This window comes from Mycobacterium yunnanensis (genome assembly GCF_025823185.1).
GTDB classification, from domain to species: Bacteria; Actinomycetota; Actinomycetes; order Mycobacteriales; family Mycobacteriaceae; genus Mycobacterium; species Mycobacterium yunnanensis.
The window spans coordinates 1,055,053-1,071,272 of sequence record NZ_JACKVK010000008.1; the positions used below are offsets into that span (position 1 = coordinate 1,055,053).

The 16,220-nt window shown below is 68.2% G+C and carries 14 protein-coding genes; 10 read left to right on the forward strand and 4 right to left on the reverse strand.

The genetic code is table 11. The annotated features are described in order from the left end of the window. Positions 1–169: 169 nt before the first annotated feature. Together H7K45_RS15050 and pyk are read left to right on the forward strand one after the other, a co-directional pair. A complete protein-coding gene (locus H7K45_RS15050) occupies positions 170–1,195 on the forward strand; it encodes a 2-dehydropantoate 2-reductase (protein WP_263996594.1) in 1,026 nt (341 codons plus the stop codon). Positions 1,196–1,206: 11 nt separating this feature from the next. Further along, on the forward strand, positions 1,207–2,631 hold the full coding sequence (gene pyk, locus H7K45_RS15055) for a pyruvate kinase (protein ID WP_263996595.1): 1,425 nt from the start codon (positions 1,207–1,209) through the stop codon (positions 2,629–2,631). Here the strand turns inward: pyk and H7K45_RS15060 are convergent. Then, positions 2,617–3,174 (reverse strand): PAS domain-containing protein, encoded by a 558-nt coding sequence (locus tag H7K45_RS15060; RefSeq protein WP_263996596.1) that lies wholly within the window; start codon positions 3,172–3,174, stop codon positions 2,617–2,619. The genes pyk and H7K45_RS15060 overlap by 15 nt on opposite strands. 104 nt (positions 3,175–3,278) lie before the next feature. On the opposite strand from H7K45_RS15060, the gene H7K45_RS15065 reads away from it, so the two are divergent. From H7K45_RS15065 to H7K45_RS15095, 7 genes are all read left to right on the forward strand, one after another. Next, positions 3,279–4,217 carry a LysR family transcriptional regulator gene (locus H7K45_RS15065; RefSeq protein ID WP_263997018.1) on the forward strand — a complete coding sequence of 313 codons (939 nt, stop codon included), beginning with the start codon at positions 3,279–3,281 and terminating at the stop codon, positions 4,215–4,217. Positions 4,218–4,367: 150 nt separating this feature from the next. Next, positions 4,368–6,098 (forward strand): oxalyl-CoA decarboxylase, encoded by a 1,731-nt coding sequence (oxc, locus tag H7K45_RS15070; protein WP_263996597.1) that lies wholly within the window; start codon positions 4,368–4,370, stop codon positions 6,096–6,098. A 58-nt stretch (positions 6,099–6,156) separates the two neighbouring features. Further along, positions 6,157–7,413, forward strand: coding sequence for a formyl-CoA transferase (frc, locus tag H7K45_RS15075; protein WP_263996598.1), 1,257 nt, complete (start codon positions 6,157–6,159; stop codon positions 7,411–7,413). Positions 7,414–7,485: 72 nt separating this feature from the next. Beyond that, positions 7,486–7,974 carry a formate dehydrogenase subunit gamma gene (locus H7K45_RS15080; RefSeq protein WP_263996600.1) on the forward strand — a complete coding sequence of 163 codons (489 nt, stop codon included), beginning with the start codon at positions 7,486–7,488 and terminating at the stop codon, positions 7,972–7,974. Further along, positions 7,971–9,578 (forward strand): formate dehydrogenase beta subunit, encoded by a 1,608-nt coding sequence (locus tag H7K45_RS15085; RefSeq protein WP_263996601.1) that lies wholly within the window; start codon positions 7,971–7,973, stop codon positions 9,576–9,578. Before H7K45_RS15080 ends, H7K45_RS15085 begins: the two co-directional genes overlap by 4 nt. Beyond that, positions 9,575–12,400, forward strand: a complete 2,826-nt coding sequence (gene fdhF, locus H7K45_RS15090) for a formate dehydrogenase subunit alpha (RefSeq protein WP_263996602.1) — start codon at positions 9,575–9,577, stop codon at positions 12,398–12,400. Before H7K45_RS15085 ends, fdhF begins: the two co-directional genes overlap by 4 nt. 10 nt (positions 12,401–12,410) lie before the next feature. Beyond that, positions 12,411–12,623, forward strand: a complete 213-nt coding sequence (locus H7K45_RS15095) for a formate dehydrogenase subunit delta (RefSeq protein ID WP_263996603.1) — start codon at positions 12,411–12,413, stop codon at positions 12,621–12,623. 69 nt (positions 12,624–12,692) lie between these two features. Here the strand turns inward: H7K45_RS15095 and H7K45_RS15100 are convergent, their stop codons facing one another. Together H7K45_RS15100 and H7K45_RS15105 are read right to left on the reverse strand one after the other, a co-directional pair. Then, positions 12,693–13,019, reverse strand: a complete 327-nt coding sequence (locus H7K45_RS15100; protein ID WP_263996604.1) for an Rv0250c family protein — start codon at positions 13,017–13,019, stop codon at positions 12,693–12,695. 28 nt (positions 13,020–13,047) lie between these two features. Further along, positions 13,048–14,397: an OFA family MFS transporter gene (locus H7K45_RS15105; RefSeq protein WP_263996605.1), complete on the reverse strand. Its 1,350-nt coding sequence runs from the start codon at positions 14,395–14,397 to the stop codon at positions 13,048–13,050. 108 nt (positions 14,398–14,505) lie between these two features. On the opposite strand from H7K45_RS15105, the gene fdhD reads away from it, so the two are divergent. Further along, positions 14,506–15,363, forward strand: a complete 858-nt coding sequence (gene fdhD, locus H7K45_RS15110) for a formate dehydrogenase accessory sulfurtransferase FdhD (protein WP_263996606.1) — start codon at positions 14,506–14,508, stop codon at positions 15,361–15,363. Between the two features lie 9 nt (positions 15,364–15,372). On the opposite strand, the gene H7K45_RS15115 is transcribed toward fdhD, so the two are convergent. Next, complete coding sequence (locus H7K45_RS15115; RefSeq protein ID WP_263996607.1) at positions 15,373–16,104, reverse strand: GntR family transcriptional regulator; 732 nt, start codon at positions 16,102–16,104, stop codon at positions 15,373–15,375. Between the last annotated feature and the right edge of the window lie 116 nt (positions 16,105–16,220).

Below are 16,220 nucleotides of genomic sequence, written 5' to 3' on the forward strand. Positions count from 1 at the left end.
ACGCGGCGGACGGCGACGTCGACGGCTCGACGAGCCGGGTGAAAAACAGGCTAGGCCAACTGCATATTGTATGCAAGTATTACTCGGTACGAGTGCGGGATCGTCGCGAGCGTGGGGTTCACGTTGCGGGCGGCGATATGTGCATACACCATACGATCTGAGGAGCCCCGTGAAGATTGCAGTCGTCGGCGCCGGAGCCATTGGTGCCTATTGGGGCGCCGCCATGCAACGTGGCGGTGCCGAAGTCCACCTGATCGCGCGCAACGCGCACCTTCAGGCCATGCGCACCAACGGCGTCCGGGTCCTCAGCGACCGCGGCGACTTCGTGGCCTACCCGCACGCGACCGACGATCCTCGCGAGATCGGACCGGTGGACTACGTGTTCCTGGGCCTCAAGGCCCACGGCTACCCGTCCAGCGGCCCCCTGGTCAATCCCCTTCTCGGTGAACACACCGCGGTACTGGCGGCACAGAACGGCATTCCCTGGTGGTACTTCCACGAACTGGAGGGCCCCTACAAGGGACGCCGCGTCGAGGCCGTCGACCCCGACGGTGCCACCACCGCGGTGTTCGCTCCGGAACGGGCGATCGGTTGCGTGGTGTACCCCGCCACCACCATCGAGGCGCCCGGCGTGATCCGACACTTGGAGGGCACCAGGTTCTCCATCGGTGAGCCGTCGGGCGAGATCTCGGCACGGTGCCAGGCGCTCAGCGACGCCATGGTCGCCGGCGGCCTCAAGGCCCCCGTCGAGGCGGACCTGCGCAGCGACATCTGGATCAAGCTGATGGGCAACGTCGCGTTCAATCCGTTGAGCGCGCTGACCAGGGCGACGATGGTCGAAATCTGCCAGAACCCCCGCACCCGGCAGATCGTGGTCCAGCTCATGGAGGAGACGCTCGACATCGCCGCGAGAGTGGGTGCCACGCCCGACATCTCGATCGAGAAGCGACTGCGTGGCGCCGAGAACGTCGGCCACCACAAGACCTCGATGCTGCAAGACCTCGAGGCGGGCAAGTCGCTGGAACTCGACGCCATCGTCACCGCGGTCGTCGAGATGGCCGACCTGACGGGCGCGGCCGCACCGACGCTGCGCACGATCCACGCCGCCACCGACCTGCTGGCGCGCACCTGCGTGCCGGGCACACCCCTGATCGAGAACACCCCGGAACTGGCGAGTCAGCCGGTCCTGCAGTGAAGGAGCAGAAGATGACCAACCGTCGCGCAAAGATCGTCTGCACACTGGGGCCGGCCACCGCCACCCACGAGGTGCTGACGGAGCTCGTCGACGCGGGAATGGACGTGGCCCGACTCAACTTCAGCCACGGCACCCGCGACGAGCACTCGGCGCTCTACGAGATGGTCCGCGAGATTGCGACCGCCCGCGGGCGCGTGGTCGGCATACTCGCCGACCTGCAGGGGCCCAAGATCAGGCTCGGCTCCTTCGCCGACGGGCCGGTGACCTGGGCGACGGGGGAGCGCGTGGTCATCACCACCGACCCCTGCCCCGGTGACCACGACCGGGTGTCGACGACGTACGCCGGACTTGCCGGCGACGTGCGGACCGGTGACCGCCTGCTCGTCGACGACGGCAAGGTGGATCTGCTCGTCGTCGACGTCGACGGGCCCGACATCTCCTGCGAGGTGCTCGACGGCGGCCCGGTCAGCGACCACAAGGGCATCTCGCTGCCCGGCGTCGACGTCAGCGTTCCGCCGTTGTCGGACAAGGACGTCGAGGATCTCGTGTTCGCGATCGAGCTCGGCGCGGACATGGTGGCGATGTCGTTCGTGCGGGCACCCGAGGAAGTCAAGCTCGCCCACGCCATCATGGACGAGGTCGGTCGCCGGGTGCCGGTCATCGCCAAGCTGGAGAAGCCCGAAGCGGTGTCGGACCTGGCCGGGATCGTCGAGGCGTTCGACGGATTGATGGTCGCCAGGGGCGATCTCGGGGTCGAGATGCCACTGGAGCAGATCCCGCTGGTGCAGCGGCGGGCGATCACTCTGTGTCGCCAGGCGGCCAAGCCGGTGATCGTCGCGACCCAGATGCTCGACTCGATGATCTCCGACCGCCGCCCCACCCGCGCGGAGGTCTCCGACGTCGCCAATGCCGTATTCGACGGGGCGGATGCGGTGATGCTCTCGGCCGAGACCAGTGTCGGTGTCCATCCCGCGCATGCGGTGGCGACGATGGGACGCATCGTCGAGGCCGCCGAGAGCGCTGCCGGTCGCGGTGAGGTCGCCGAGAGTCCGTTAGAGGCCACCGGGGACCCGGTGTTCGGCGACGCCATCGCCGTGGCGGCGTGCGAGGTCGGTCGTCGCCTCGGCGCGGCCGCGCTGTGCTGCTTCACGCGGACCGGCGACACCGCCCTGCGCCTGGCGAGGCAGCGATCACCGCTTCCGCTGCTGGCGTTCGCCCACGACGACGAGGTGCGGACCAGGATGGCGTTCTCCTGGGGTATCACCTCGGCGGTGCTGGCCCCGGCGGCTGCGGCGGAGTCGATGCCCGGCGAGGTCAGTCGGGCACTCATCGCCATGGGCGCGTGCCACCCCGGCGACGTCGTCGTGGTGGTCTCCGGCAGTCGTAACGGCGTGGCCGGCTACACCGACTCGGTGCGCGTGCTACGCGTTGAATGACGTTGCCGTGCAGGGCTGCTCGGACCAGCCCTGCACGGACATCGTCGGGAATGGGGGGACGCGGTCGCTCAGGTAGGCGACGGTGGCGCGCAACTCGGTCACCGTCCGCTCGGCCTCGGCGAGTCTGGCGCGCAGCGCCTTCTCCTCGGCCCGTCGCTCGGTGACCTCGCGCATCACGGCCGAGATGCCGACGACGGTGCCCGCGTCGTCACGCAAGAGCGCGACGCTGAATTCGATGGAGAGCTGGTGACCGTCGCGGTGCAGGGCCGGCACCGCAAGTAGCGAGTCGCCGTACTTGGTGACACCGGTGTCCATGGTGTGCTGGTAGCCCCGCCAGTGCCGGTCGCGGAGCTTCACCGGGATGATCAGGTCGAGGCTGGCGCCCAGCGCCTCCTCGACGGAGAACCCAAACATGTTGACGGCGCCGGCATTCCACAGGGTGATCAGCCCGTGCGGGTCGGTGACCACGATGGCCTCGGGGGATTGCGCGACGATTTCTCGTGCGAGCCAGACCTGGTCGACGGTGCTGCTGTTCTCGCTCACGGCGTACCCCTTCATCGCTTTTCGTGCACCATTGCATTGGGCTACAGAATAACGCATACTGCATACACATTCTAGAGACGTGAGACCCATCGATGGGAGCGCCAGTGCTGTTGCGCCAACTGGAGTACTTCGTCACGGTGGCCCGAGAGCGACACTTCGCCAGGGCGGCCGAGGCGTGCTACGTCTCCCAACCGGCGCTGTCCACGGCGATCGCCAAGCTCGAACGCGAACTGAACGTCACCCTCATCCACCGCGGGCAGAACTTCGAGGGCCTGACGCTGGAGGGCGAGCGGCTCGTGGTCTGGGCCAAGCGGCTGCTCGCCGAGCACGACGGCCTCAAGGCCGAGGCGGCGGCGATGCGCACCGGCATCTCCGGCACGCTGCGCCTTGGCACCGGTCCCACCGTGTCGACGACGACGGCGCAGCCGGTGGCCACGTTCTGTGGCCTGCACCCCATGGCCAAGGTGACCATCTGTTCGCGGCTGTCCTCGACCGATCTGCTGCGTCAGCTGCGGGACTTCGAACTCGACGCCGCCATCGCCCACTTCGGTCCCGACGACCGCTCGGGCCTCGAGGTGGTGCCGCTGTATCAGGAGCGGTACGTGCTCCTGGTGTCCGGTGACCACCTGGCGCCGCAACACGACACCATCACGTGGTCCGAGGCGGCTCAGCTGCCGCTGGCACTTCTGATGCCGCACATGAGATTTCGGCAATTCATCGACAAGGCCTTCGCCGCCAACGGCGTCGTCGCCGCGCCGCAGGTCGAGACCGACTCGGTCGCCTCCCTCTACGCCCACGTCGCCACCGGCGCCTGGGCGAGCGTGGTGCCCCACACGTGGTTGCGTGCCATCCCCGCGACCGGGGCGGCGCGGGCCGTGCGACTCGTCGACCCCGAGGCCACCGCCCACATCTCGATTGCCATCCACGCCGGGTCGAGCTCGCCGGCGGCCAGGGCCTTCCTCAACGTCATCGCCGGCGCGCGGCTCGACGAGACCTTCGATCTCGAGCGTCGCGAACTCGCCGCCGGGCTGAGCCGACCCTGAAATCGTGTCACGGACCTCGCGTTCGACCGCGCCCGTCGTGATAAGTGCCGTTTATCGACCGGTAGACGCCAAGTCTTGGACGCCGGCGCCGATGCGGTGAAAGGTATTGACACGTAACGGAAGACATCCATCGCCAGGAAGGTCCACATCATGACCCTCGCTCCCATGCGAGACGCGGAGGTAGCGAGTACCGACGAGCCCGTCGCACTCACCGACGGCATTCACTTGGTCGTCGACGCTCTCAAGCTCAACGACGTACACACCATCTACGGCGTCGTCGGCATCCCGATCACCGACCTGGCCCGGCTGGCCCAGTCATCGGGTCTGCGCTACATCGGCTTTCGGCACGAGAGCGACGCGGCGCATGCGGCGTCCGCGGCCGGCTTCCTCACCCAGAAGCCCGGCATCTGCCTGACCGTCTCGGCGCCCGGCTTCCTCAACGGCCTCGTCGGACTCGCCAACGCCACCACCAACTGCTTCCCGATGGTGCAGATCTCCGGATCCAGTGAGCGTCACCTGGTGGACCTGCAGCGCGGGGACTACGAGGAGATGGACCAGCTCGCCGCGGCGCGGCTCTTCGCGAAGGCGGCCTTCCGGGTGTCGCGCGCCGAGGACATCGGCCGCGGCATCGCCCGTGCCTTGCGTACGGCCGCCTCCGGCCGGCCCGGCGGGGTCTACCTGGACATCCCCGCCGCCGTCCTCGGCGAGGTGCTCGACGCCCAAGAGGCGGCGAAGACCCTGTGGAAGGTCGTCGACCTCGCGCCCAAGCAACTGCCCGGCGCCGACGCCGTCGACGCGGCCATCTCCCTGCTCGCCGGCGCCGAGCGGCCGCTGATCGTGCTCGGAAAGGGCGCCGCATACGCCCAAGCCGACGCCAGGATTCGCGAGTTCGTCGAGAGCACCGGTATTCCGTACGTGCCGATGTCGATGGCCAAGGGCCTGCTGCCCGACGACCACCCGCAGTCCGCGGCGACCGCCCGGTCGGTGGCGTTGAAGCGGGCCGACGTGGTGCTGCTGCTCGGTGCTCGACTGAATTGGCTTCTGGGACACGGTGATGCGCCGCAGTGGAACCCCGATGCCAAGTTCATCCAGGTCGACATCTCGTCCGCGGAAATGGACAGCAACCAGCCCATCGCCGTACCACTGGTCGGTGACATCGCCTCGGTGGTGGACATGCTGGTCGAGCGCACCACGTCCGGGCAGATCAGCGTGGCACCAGGCTGGCGCGAGGAGCTGTCCGCCAAGTCGGCGTCGAACGTCGCCAAGATGGCCGGCCGCCTCGAAGCCGCGCTCACCGCGCAGCCGATGAAGTTCCTCGGTGCTCTGCAGTCGATCCGCGACGTGCTGGCCGACAACCCGCACGTGTACGTCGTCAACGAAGGCGCGAACGCACTCGACCTGGCGCGCAACACCATCGGCATGCAGGTGCCGCGCCACCGGCTCGACAGCGGAACGTGGGGCGTCATGGGCATCGGCATGGGATACGCCATCGCCGCCGCGGTCGAGAGCGGTCAACCGGTCGTCGCCATCGAAGGGGACAGCGCCTTCGGCTTCAGCGGCATGGAACTCGAGGTGATCTGCCGCTACAACCTGCCGATCGTGACGGTCATCCTCAACAACGGCGGCGTCTACCGCGGCGACGACCCGTCGTCCACGGCAGACCCCGCGCCGACGGCGCTGCGGGCTCAGCACGAATACATGATCAAGGCGTTCGGCGGCAAGGGATATCACGCCACGACACCCGACGAGGTCGCGACCGCGCTGCGCGAGGCCCTCGCCTCGGGCCGACCCGCCCTCATCGACTGTGTCATCGACCCCTCCGACGGCACCGAGAGCGGCAACATCGCGCACCTGAACCCCAAGGGCATCAGCGGCAAGTGATCGACGCGCACCACCACGAACGCACGACCGAGGACACCACGATGAAAGGAACCATCTCATGACTGAACTACCCCTGGCAGGGATCAAGGTAATCGACTTCACCGGCGTGCAGGCCGGCCCGGCCTGCACCCAGATGCTGGCCTGGTTCGGCGCCGACGTGCTGAAGGTGGAGCGACCCGGTGGAGGTGACGTCACGCGAAACCAGTTGCGCGACATTCCCGACGTCGACGCCCTCTACTTCACGATGCTCAACAGCAACAAGCGTTCGCTGGCCATCGACACCAAGTCGCCCGAGGGCCTTGGCGTGATGGAGAAGTTGATCCGCGAGGCCGACGTGCTGGTGGAGAACTTCGCGCCGGGCGCCATGGACCGGATGGGGCTGTCGTGGGACAAGATTCAGGAGTGGAACCCGCGGCTGATCTTCGGCTCGGTCAAGGGCTTCAACGACGACTCCTCCTACACCGACCTCAAGGTCTACGAGAACGTCGCGCAGTGCGCAGGCGGCGCCGCGTCGACCACCGGCTTCTGGGACGGGCCGCCGACCGTCAGCGGCGCTGCGCTCGGTGACAGCAACACCGGCATGCACCTGCTGATCGGCATCCTGACCGCGATCATCCAGCGCAACAAGACCGGCAAGGGCCAGAAGGTGTCGGCCTCGATGCAGGACGCCGTGCTCAACCTCTGCCGCGTCAAGCTACGCGACCAGCAGCGCCTGGAAGCCGTTGGCTATTTGGAGGAGTACCCGCAGTACCCCAACGGCGAGTTCAGTGACGCCGTGCCCCGCGGTGGCAACGCCGGCGGTGGCGGTCAGCCCGGCTGGGTGGTCAAGTGCAAGGGCTGGGAGACCGATCCCAACGCCTACATCTACTTCACCATTCAAGAGCAGAACTGGAAGCGCACCGCCGAGGCCATCGGACACCCGGAATGGGTCGAGGATCCCGGCTACAGCACCGCCCGCGCCCGCCAGGACAAGATCTTCGAGATCTTCGGCGAGATCGAGAAGTGGCTGGCCGACAAGACCAAGTGGGAGGCCGTCGACGTGCTTCGCAAGTGGGAGGTGCCGTGTGCCCCGGTCATGTCCATGAAGGACCTCGCCAACGACCAGACCCTGCGCACCGCGGGCAGCATCGTCGAGGTGGACCAGAAGGGCCGCGGCACCTTCCTCACCGTCGGCAGCCCGATCAAGTTCTCGTCGTTCAAGCCCGAGATCGTGGGTGCACCACTGCTCGGTGAGCACACCGACGAGGTCCTGACCCAGTTGGGCTACGACGCCGACACGATCGAGGAGTTCCACCGCAAGAAGATCGTCGTCTAGGAACGCCGGATTGCCGCCCCCGACCTGGGGGCGGCAATCCCGTTTCCCCACCTCAGACGCTTGGGAGCCCGCATGACCACGACCGAACCGCAGCCCGGCCGCACCGTCGCCGAGGTGGTCACCGACACCGTCGCAGCCCTCGAGGGCCAGCGCGGCGCCCTGCTGCCCATCCTGCACGCCATCCAGGAGGCGCTGGGATACGTTCCTCGCGAGGCGATTCCGGTGCTCGCGGAACGGCTGAATCTCTCCAGAGCCGACGTGCACGGCGTCGTCAGCTTCTACCACGACTTCCGCTCCGAACCCGCCGGGCGCACGACGGTCAAGATCTGCCGCGCAGAGGCCTGCCAGTCCGTCGGCAGCACCCAACTGGTCGACCACGTGCGTGACCGCTACGGCATGGAACTGGGCGACACGCTTGACGACGGAGCCATGACGGTGGAACAGGTGTTCTGCCTTGGCAACTGCGCGCTGGGCCCCACGGTGCAGGTCGGCGCCCGGCTGCATGGCCGCGTCGATCCCGCGAAGCTGACCCGGCTGATCGACTCGGCGGTGGCCTCGTGAGCCCGGTGACGCCGTCGGTGACGGTGTACGTGCCCGGCGACTCCGCGGCCCGATCGGTCGGCGCCGACGACGTCGCCGAGGCCGTGCTGAGGGCGGGCGCGCGGATCGGGCAGCCGGTTCATCTGGTGCGCAACGGAACCCGTGGCATGCTGTGGCTGGAGCCGCTGGTCGAGGTGGTCACCCCCGAGGGGCGGATCGGTTACGGTCCGGTCGAGGCCGACGACGTCGACGAGCTGGTCGACGCCGGGTTGTTCAGCGGTGCAGAGCATCCCCTGCGCGTCGGAGTCGTCGACGAACTGCCGTGGCTGACCAGTCAGGACAGACTCACCTTCGCCCGCGTCGGTGTCGTCGACCCGCTCTCCGCCGAGGACTACCTGGCCCACGGCGGCCTTCGCGGTCTGCGTCGGGCGCTGGAGATGACCCCCGACGACGTCGTCGAGGAGGTGACCGCCTCGGGCCTGCGCGGTCGCGGCGGCGCCGGCTTCCCGGCGGGCATCAAGTGGAAGACCGTCCTCGGCTGTGACGACGCGCTAAAATTCGCGTGCTGCAACGCCGACGAGGGCGACAGCGGCACATTCGCCGACCGCATGGTGATGGAGGGCGATCCGTTCCTGCTCATCGAGGGCATGGCCATCGCGGCCCACGCGGTCGGCGCGACGGAGGGCTTCGTCTACATCCGGTCGGAGTATCCGGCCGCGGTGGCCACGATGCGCACGGCGATCGAGATCGCCAGCTGGCACGGCTGGCTCGGTGACGGCATTCTCGGCTCCTCCCTGAACTTCTCGCTGCAGGTGCGCGTGGGCGGCGGCGCCTACATCTGTGGTGAGGAGACCTCGATGCTGGAGAGCCTGGAGGGCAAGCGCGGCGAGGTCCGCGCGAAGCCGCCGATCCCCGCCGTCGAGGGGTTGTTCGGCAAGCCGACACTGGTCAACAACGTGCTCACGTTGACCAGCGTGCCCGCCATCATGGCCGACGGGGCCGCGGCCTTCCAAAGTTTGGGTGTGGAGCGGTCCCGGGGCACGCAGGTCTTCCAGCTGGGCGGCAACATCCGTCGGGGCGGTGTGGTCGAGCGCGCCTTCGGCGTCACTCTCGGTGAACTGGTCGAGCAGTACGGCGGTGGCACGCGCTCGGGGCGGCCCGTACGCGCCGTCCAGGTCGGCGGCCCGCTGGGCGCCTACGTTCCGCCTTCCGACTTCGGTCTTCGCATGGACTACGAAGAGTTCCAGGCCGCCGGCGCCATGGTGGGTCACGGCGGAGTGGTCGTCTTCGACGACACCGTCGACATGGCGGCCCAGGCACGGTTCGCGATGGAGTTCTGCGCCGCCGAGTCGTGCGGTAAGTGCACTCCGTGCCGGATCGGCTCGACGCGCGGGGTCGAGGTGATCGACCGCATCGTCGCCGGCGAGAACCCCGACGAGAACATGGCGCTGCTCGAAGACCTCTGCGAGGTGATGACCGACGGATCCCTGTGCGCCATGGGCGGTCTCACCCCACTGCCGGTGCGAAGTGCGCTTGCGCACTTCGGCGGCGACTTCCTCGAGCCGAGGATTCGTCCTCGGCGACCACTTCCGCTGACCACGGCCCCACGGCAGGAGACGGCATGAGCTCGACCACCGAACGAGACCTTGGCACACCGGCAGTCGACGGTCCCGCGACCGTCGACGTGGAGGTCGACGGTCTTCGGGTGCAGGTACCCGAGGGAACCTCGGTGATGCGGGCGGCCGCGCTCGCAGGCGTGGACGTCCCCAAGCTGTGCGCGACCGATTCCCTCGACGCGTTCGGCTCCTGCCGGCTCTGCCTGGTCGAGATCGACGGCCGACGGGGCACACCGGCTTCGTGCACCACCCCGGTGGCCGACGGCATGGTCGTGCACACGCAGACCCCGAAGGTGGCGAAGCTGCGCGAAAGCGTCATGGAGCTCTACATCTCCGATCACCCGCTGGACTGCCTCACCTGCCCGGCCAACGGGGACTGCGAGCTGCAGGACATGGCAGGCGTCGTGGGCCTGCGTCAGGTGCGTTACGGACAGGACGGCGCGAATCACGGCGCCGCCGAAAAGGACCACAGCAACCCGTACTTCGACTTCGATCCGTCCAAGTGCATCGCCTGCTCCCGATGCGTTCGCGCCTGCGGGGAGATCCAGGGCACGTTCGCGCTGACCATCGAGGGCCGCGGGTTCGAGTCCAAGGTCTCACCCGGCGCGGGCGAGTCGTTCATGGACTCCGAATGCGTGTCGTGCGGCGCCTGCGTGCAAGCGTGTCCGACGTCGACACTGCAGGAGAAGTCGGTGGTCGAACTGGGCGTCCCGACTCGCTCGGTGACGACCACGTGCGCCTACTGCGGTGTCGGCTGTTCCTTCAAGGCCGAACTGCGCGGTGACGAGGTCGTCAGGATGGTCCCGCTGAAGGACGGCGGCGCCAACGACGGGCACTCGTGCGTCAAGGGGCGGTTCGCCTTCGGATACGCCAGCCACCCCGACCGTGCCCTCAAGCCCATGCTGCGGGAGAAGATCACCGATCCCTGGCGGGAAGTGGAGTGGGACGAGGCCGTCGACGCCGTCGCGCGCGGGTTGCTCGAGGTGCGCCAGAAGCACGGGGCCGGGTCGATCGGCGCGATCACGTCGTCGCGCTGCACGAACGAAGAGGTCTACGTCGTGCAGAAGATGGTGCGCGCGGCGTTCGGCAACAACAACGTCGACACGTGCGCGCGGGTCTGTCACTCGCCGACCGGATACGGCCTCAAGCAGACCTTCGGGGAATCGGCTGGCACGCAGGACTTCAAGTCGGTCGCCAGCGCCGACGTCATCATGGTCATCGGTGCCAACCCCACCGACGGGCACCCGGTGTTCGCCTCCCGCATGAAGCAGCGGCTGCGCCAAGGCGCCCGCCTGATCGTCGCCGACCCGCGGCGCATCGACCTGGTGCGCTCACCGCACATCGCCGCCGAGCATCACTTGCAGTTGCAGCCGGGCACCAACGTGGCGCTGGTGAACGCGATGTCGCACGTGGTGGTCACCGAGGGTCTGGTCGACGAGGAGTTCGTCGCGGCGCGGTGCGAGGGCTTCGACGAGTGGGCGCGATTCATCGCGGGCGAGGAGCACAGCCCGGAGGCCGTCGAGGCTCTGACCGGCGTGCCCGCCGCCGACGTGCGCGCCGCCGCGAGGCTGTACGCGACCGGCGGCAACGGCGCGATCTACTACGGTCTCGGCGTCACCGAGCACAGCCAGGGCTCCACGATGGTGATGGGAATGGCGAACCTCGCCATGGCGTGCGGCAACATCGGCCGCGACGGCGTCGGCGTGAACCCCCTGCGCGGCCAGAACAACGTTCAGGGTTCCTGCGACATGGGTTCGTTCCCACACGAACTCACCGGGTACCGGCACGTGTCCGACGATTCCGCTCGCAAGATCTTCGAGGACCTGTGGGGGACGACGCTGCAGTCCGAACCCGGTCTGCGGATTCCCAACATGTTCGACTCGGCGCTGGAGGGAACGTTCCGCGCACTGTTCGTCCACGGTGAGGACATCGCCCAGTCCGACCCGAACTTCCATCACGTGTCCGCAGCCCTGGAGGCCATGGACCTCGTCGTCGTCCAGGACCTGTTCCTCAACGAGACCTCCAAGTTCGCCCACGTGTTCCTGCCGGGAGCGTCGTTCCTGGAGAAGGACGGCACGTTCACCAACGCCGAGCGGCGCATCAATCGCGTCCGGTCGGTGATGAAGCCCAAGAGCGGCAAGCACGAGTGGGCCATCGTGTGTGAAATCGCCACGGCGATGGGCTATCCCATGCACTATGACCATCCCTCGCAGATCATGGACGAGATCGCGGCGGTGACACCGACGTTCGCCGGCGTCTCGTTCGACAAACTGGACCGGGTCGGCAGCATCCAGTGGCCGTGCGACGACGAGGCGCCCTGGGGCACGCCGATCATGCACGCCGACTCCTTCACGAGGGGCCTGGGGCGGTTCGTGCCCACGCCGTTCGTGCCGACCAGCGAGCGCAGCACCCGGAAGTACCCGCTGGTGCTCACCACGGGCCGAATCCTGAGTCAGTACAACGTCGGAGCCCAGACCCGCCGCACGGCCAACGTGGCCTGGCACGGCGAGGACGTCTTGGAGATCCATCCCCACGACGCCGAGGTGCGGGGGATTCTCGACGGCGCCCGCGTGACCCTGACCAGTCGCGTGGGGGAGACGGCCCTGCACGCCAAGCTCTCCGAGCGGATGCCGACCGGGGTGGTCTACACCACCTTCCATCACCCGATCTCGGGAACGAACGTGCTCACCACCGAGAACTCCGACTGGGCGACCAACTGCCCGGAGTACAAGGTGACGGCCGTCCAAGTCGCCCTCGCGCGCTCGGGAATGGGCGCCGACTCGGTCGCTGCTGCCGACTGGAGCACTGCCGCAGCAGAACTCGCGGATTGAGGGTGACGTGATGTCAGGTTCGGAGTTCACCGAGATTCGGTTGGTCAACGACATCCTCGCCAACCTGTCGTACCTGTCCGACGACGAGGCGGCCACTGCGCTCGCCGGTCACATCGAACGGTTCTGGGACCCTCGGATGACGGTCCGTCTGCGGGAGCGAGTCGAGGCCGACGCGGCCTCGGTCAGCACGGTCGTCGTGGATGCGGTGGCACGGCTGGGTTGAGCGACCCCTCGACACGGACGAGGCCCCCGGCGCATGTGCGCCGGGGGCCTCGATGGGTGCCGACGACGGTCAGCGCCGCCGGGACACCACGGGTACGCAGGCCAGGCTCTGGGCGCCGACGCCTTCGTGGTCGACGCCGCGCCAGAAGTCGGCGTCGTACACGTCGTCGGCGATCTGCACCATCGGCGGCGCGGGGACCGTACGCGACGCGGTGTGCTCGTGCAGGTCGTCGAGGTCGATCTCGAGCCGCTCGATGCCGTTGCGAATCTGCTGGGCGTCGACGGCCACGCGACGCAAGGCCGTCGTGTGCCCGTGCGTCGACTGCAATGCGGATACGCAGCGAAGGGTCTCGTCGATCAGTCGGTGCAGTTCTTCGACGGTGGTCGTGGCGTTCACGTGTTCTCCTTCAAGGGGTTTGGACAGATCAGCGGGGCAGGCCGACGACCGGCAGGCCGGGTCGGTGCAGGAGGCGCGTCAACACGGCGGCCATCACGCTGACCGCGCTCGCGACGAGGAACGCCAGCGGCAGGTGCTGCGATGCGACCACTAGGGCGGGCAGTCCGATGCCGACGAGACCGCCGAAGAGCTTCGCGCTGTAGACGGCGCCGAAGTTGCGGGCCGCACTCGGCTCACCGAAGTAGTCGGCGACGAGGCTGGCGATCAGTGGATAGAAGGCGCCGCCGGCAAGGCCGCTCAGTGCCGCGAACCCGGCGAAGGCCACGGGTAGGGCGCCCGACGCGGAGTAGACGAGGCCCAATTGCGCGCACCCCTGGACGAGGAGTGCCGCGGTGAGGGTCTGACGCCGGCCCAGCCGGTCCGACAACCGGCCGGCAATGCTGCGGCCGGTGCCGTTGACGACGGCGAGCAGTCCGACGGCGACGGCGGCGAGCGCCAGCGAAAACCCTTGGTGGATGGCGAGAATGGGGACGTAGACCACGGTCAGCAGGGACGCGGCCGCGGCGACGACCATGATCAGGTACATCACCAGGAAGGCGGGCGTGCGGACGGCTTCGGAGGGGGAGTACTGGCGGATCGGCGTGACGTTGTTGCTCAGGCTGCGGTTGAGGGTCTTGTCGATCGCCCACTGTCTCGGGTCGATGTGTTGCGGCCACCAACCTTCTGGCGGGTTCTGCAGCAGGGCGCCAGCCTGGGCGACCACCACGAGCATCACGACGCCTACCGCGAGGAACACCGCCGTGCGGTTGTCGGGAGTCAGGATGGTGGCGAACAGTGCGATGAACGGTACTGCGCCACAACCGATCGCACCGGTCACCAGGCCTACCCTGGCGGCCCGCTTCTCCGGGTACCACTTGGCGACGGTGGCGGTGCAGGTGGCGTACACGACGCCCGCGCCGATGCCCGACAGCACCGAGTAGCCGAGTACGGCGAGCATGAAGTCGTCGGTCAGGGCAACGGTGAGCGGGCCGGCTGCGCACAGCGCCGCGCCGGCCGGAACGGCGCGCGACGGCGAGAGGGCGAAGCGGTGGCTCAAGACGGCGGTGGGAGCGGCCGCGCCGGCCTGGAAGACGACCCAGAGCGCGAGCACCCAGAGGGCGCCGGTGAGATTTCCTCCTCCCGTGACGTGCAGCGCGGTCAACGCGACGCCGAAGCCGTATTGCAGAACGCCTATGCACGCCATGGCAATCCACGCGAAAGCCAGCATCCACGTGCGAGAGCAACCGATCAGGTCTTCGGGGCATTCACCGACGCGGTACGAGCGGCCGCGGTGGTCGCGGACTTCGACGACGGGGGATGGGCTTTCGGTTGCCAGCATGGCTAGACTCCTAATTGCATACAGTATGCCGTCAGAGTAACGTGACGTGCGTCACGTGTCCAGGGATGTGCGGACACGATCTGACGACACGTCGAGAGAGGACCTTCCATGGGCCGCGTCACCACCAGATACCGGGTGCTCCGTCTCGACGGCGGCGTCGGCGCGCATCGGCCCGACAGCCTCGCCGCCGAGGAGCCGCTGGAGATTCGCGTGAACGGCCGACCCCTGACGGTGACGATGCGAACGCCCGGTGACGACTTCGACCTTGCCCGCGGCTTCCTGGTCAGCGAAGGCGTCGTGTCCTCCGCGGCGGACGTCACGTCGATCCGGTACTGCGCGGGCGCGACCGTCGGGGGCGCGAACACCTACAACGTGGTGGATCTGCTGCTCGACGCCGCCGTTCCCACTCCCGAGGCTTCGCTCGAACGCAACTTCTACACGACGTCCTCGTGCGGGGTGTGCGGGAAGGCCAGCCTGGACGCCGTGCGAACGGTCAGTCGATGGTCGGTCCACTCCGACCCCGTCCGGCTGCGCGCGTCGACCATCGTCACCCTGCCGGACAAGCTGCGCGCCGCGCAGCGCGTGTTCGACCGCACGGGGGGCCTGCACGCCGCAGGGCTCTTCGACGCCAACGGCGCGCTGTCATGCGTGCGCGAGGACGTGGGCCGCCACAACGCGGTGGACAAGGTGATCGGCTGGGCGGCCGCCCAGGATCTCCTGCCGTTGTCGGGAATGACGCTGATGGTCAGTGGTCGAGCGTCGTTCGAGCTCGTCCAAAAGGCAGTGATGGCGGGCATTCCCGCGCTGGCGGCGGTGTCGGCACCGTCGTCGTTGGCGGTCGACCTCGCGCGTGAGATGGGTCTGACGCTGGTGGGGTTCCTTCGCGGCTCGACGATGAACGTCTACTCCGGGGAGCAGCGCCTCGGCAGCATGGCCACGGAGGCAGCGGTGTCGTCGGCGGGGTGAGCCCCGGGGTCAGTCCTGCTCGGCCTTGGCCAGCCGCTCGGCGTGATAGGTCTCGCGGGTCCGCTCGGTGTGCCTGTGCATGATGTCGGTGGCCCGGCTGACGTCACCTGCGGCGATCGCGGTGATCAACTCGGCGTGTTCGCTCCAGGCGTCCTGGCCACGAGGTTGGGCGATGGGCAGGTAGTACCAGCGCCACTTGCGTTCGACGAGACCGATGTGCTCGGCAAGCACCTTGTTGCCCGCGAGGGCCGTGATCGCGGCGTGCAGGGCTGCGTTCGCTGCGACGAGGCCCTCGGAGTCGTTGACGGCCAACGCATTCAAGCCGTCCTGCTGCAACTCCCACAACCGGTTGACGTCGGCGGGTGTGGCCCGCGAGGCGGCCAGCGCCGCCGAGTGGGTCTCGAGGACGGTTCGCACGGCGAGTAGTTGGTCGACCTCCTCTTCGGAGGGAATGTGCACGAATGCGCCCTGTGCGGGCCGCAATTCGATCCACCCGTCTGCCTGAAGTCGCTGCAGGGCCTCCCGTACCGGCTGCCGGCTGACCCCGAGGTACTCGGCGAGCTCGGCCTCGACGAGATGGCGGCCACGCTCCAGGGTGCCCTGCACGATCAGCTCGACGATGGCGTCGTAGACGGCTTGGCGCAGGGGGGCCGGGCGCAATACGCGTGGCGCGGCGGTGTCGCTCAGGCCGGCGGGTCGCGAGGAGTTCTTGCGCTTGCTGGCGGGGAACGGATGTGACATGGCGGGGACTCCTTGACCGTCGTGGCGGTGCTGATACTACAGGTTTTCGTATGCAAAGAACCGGCGACGAGACCGCCGCCACATATCGTCCGGGTTCCTTCGGGCACCATTTCCCC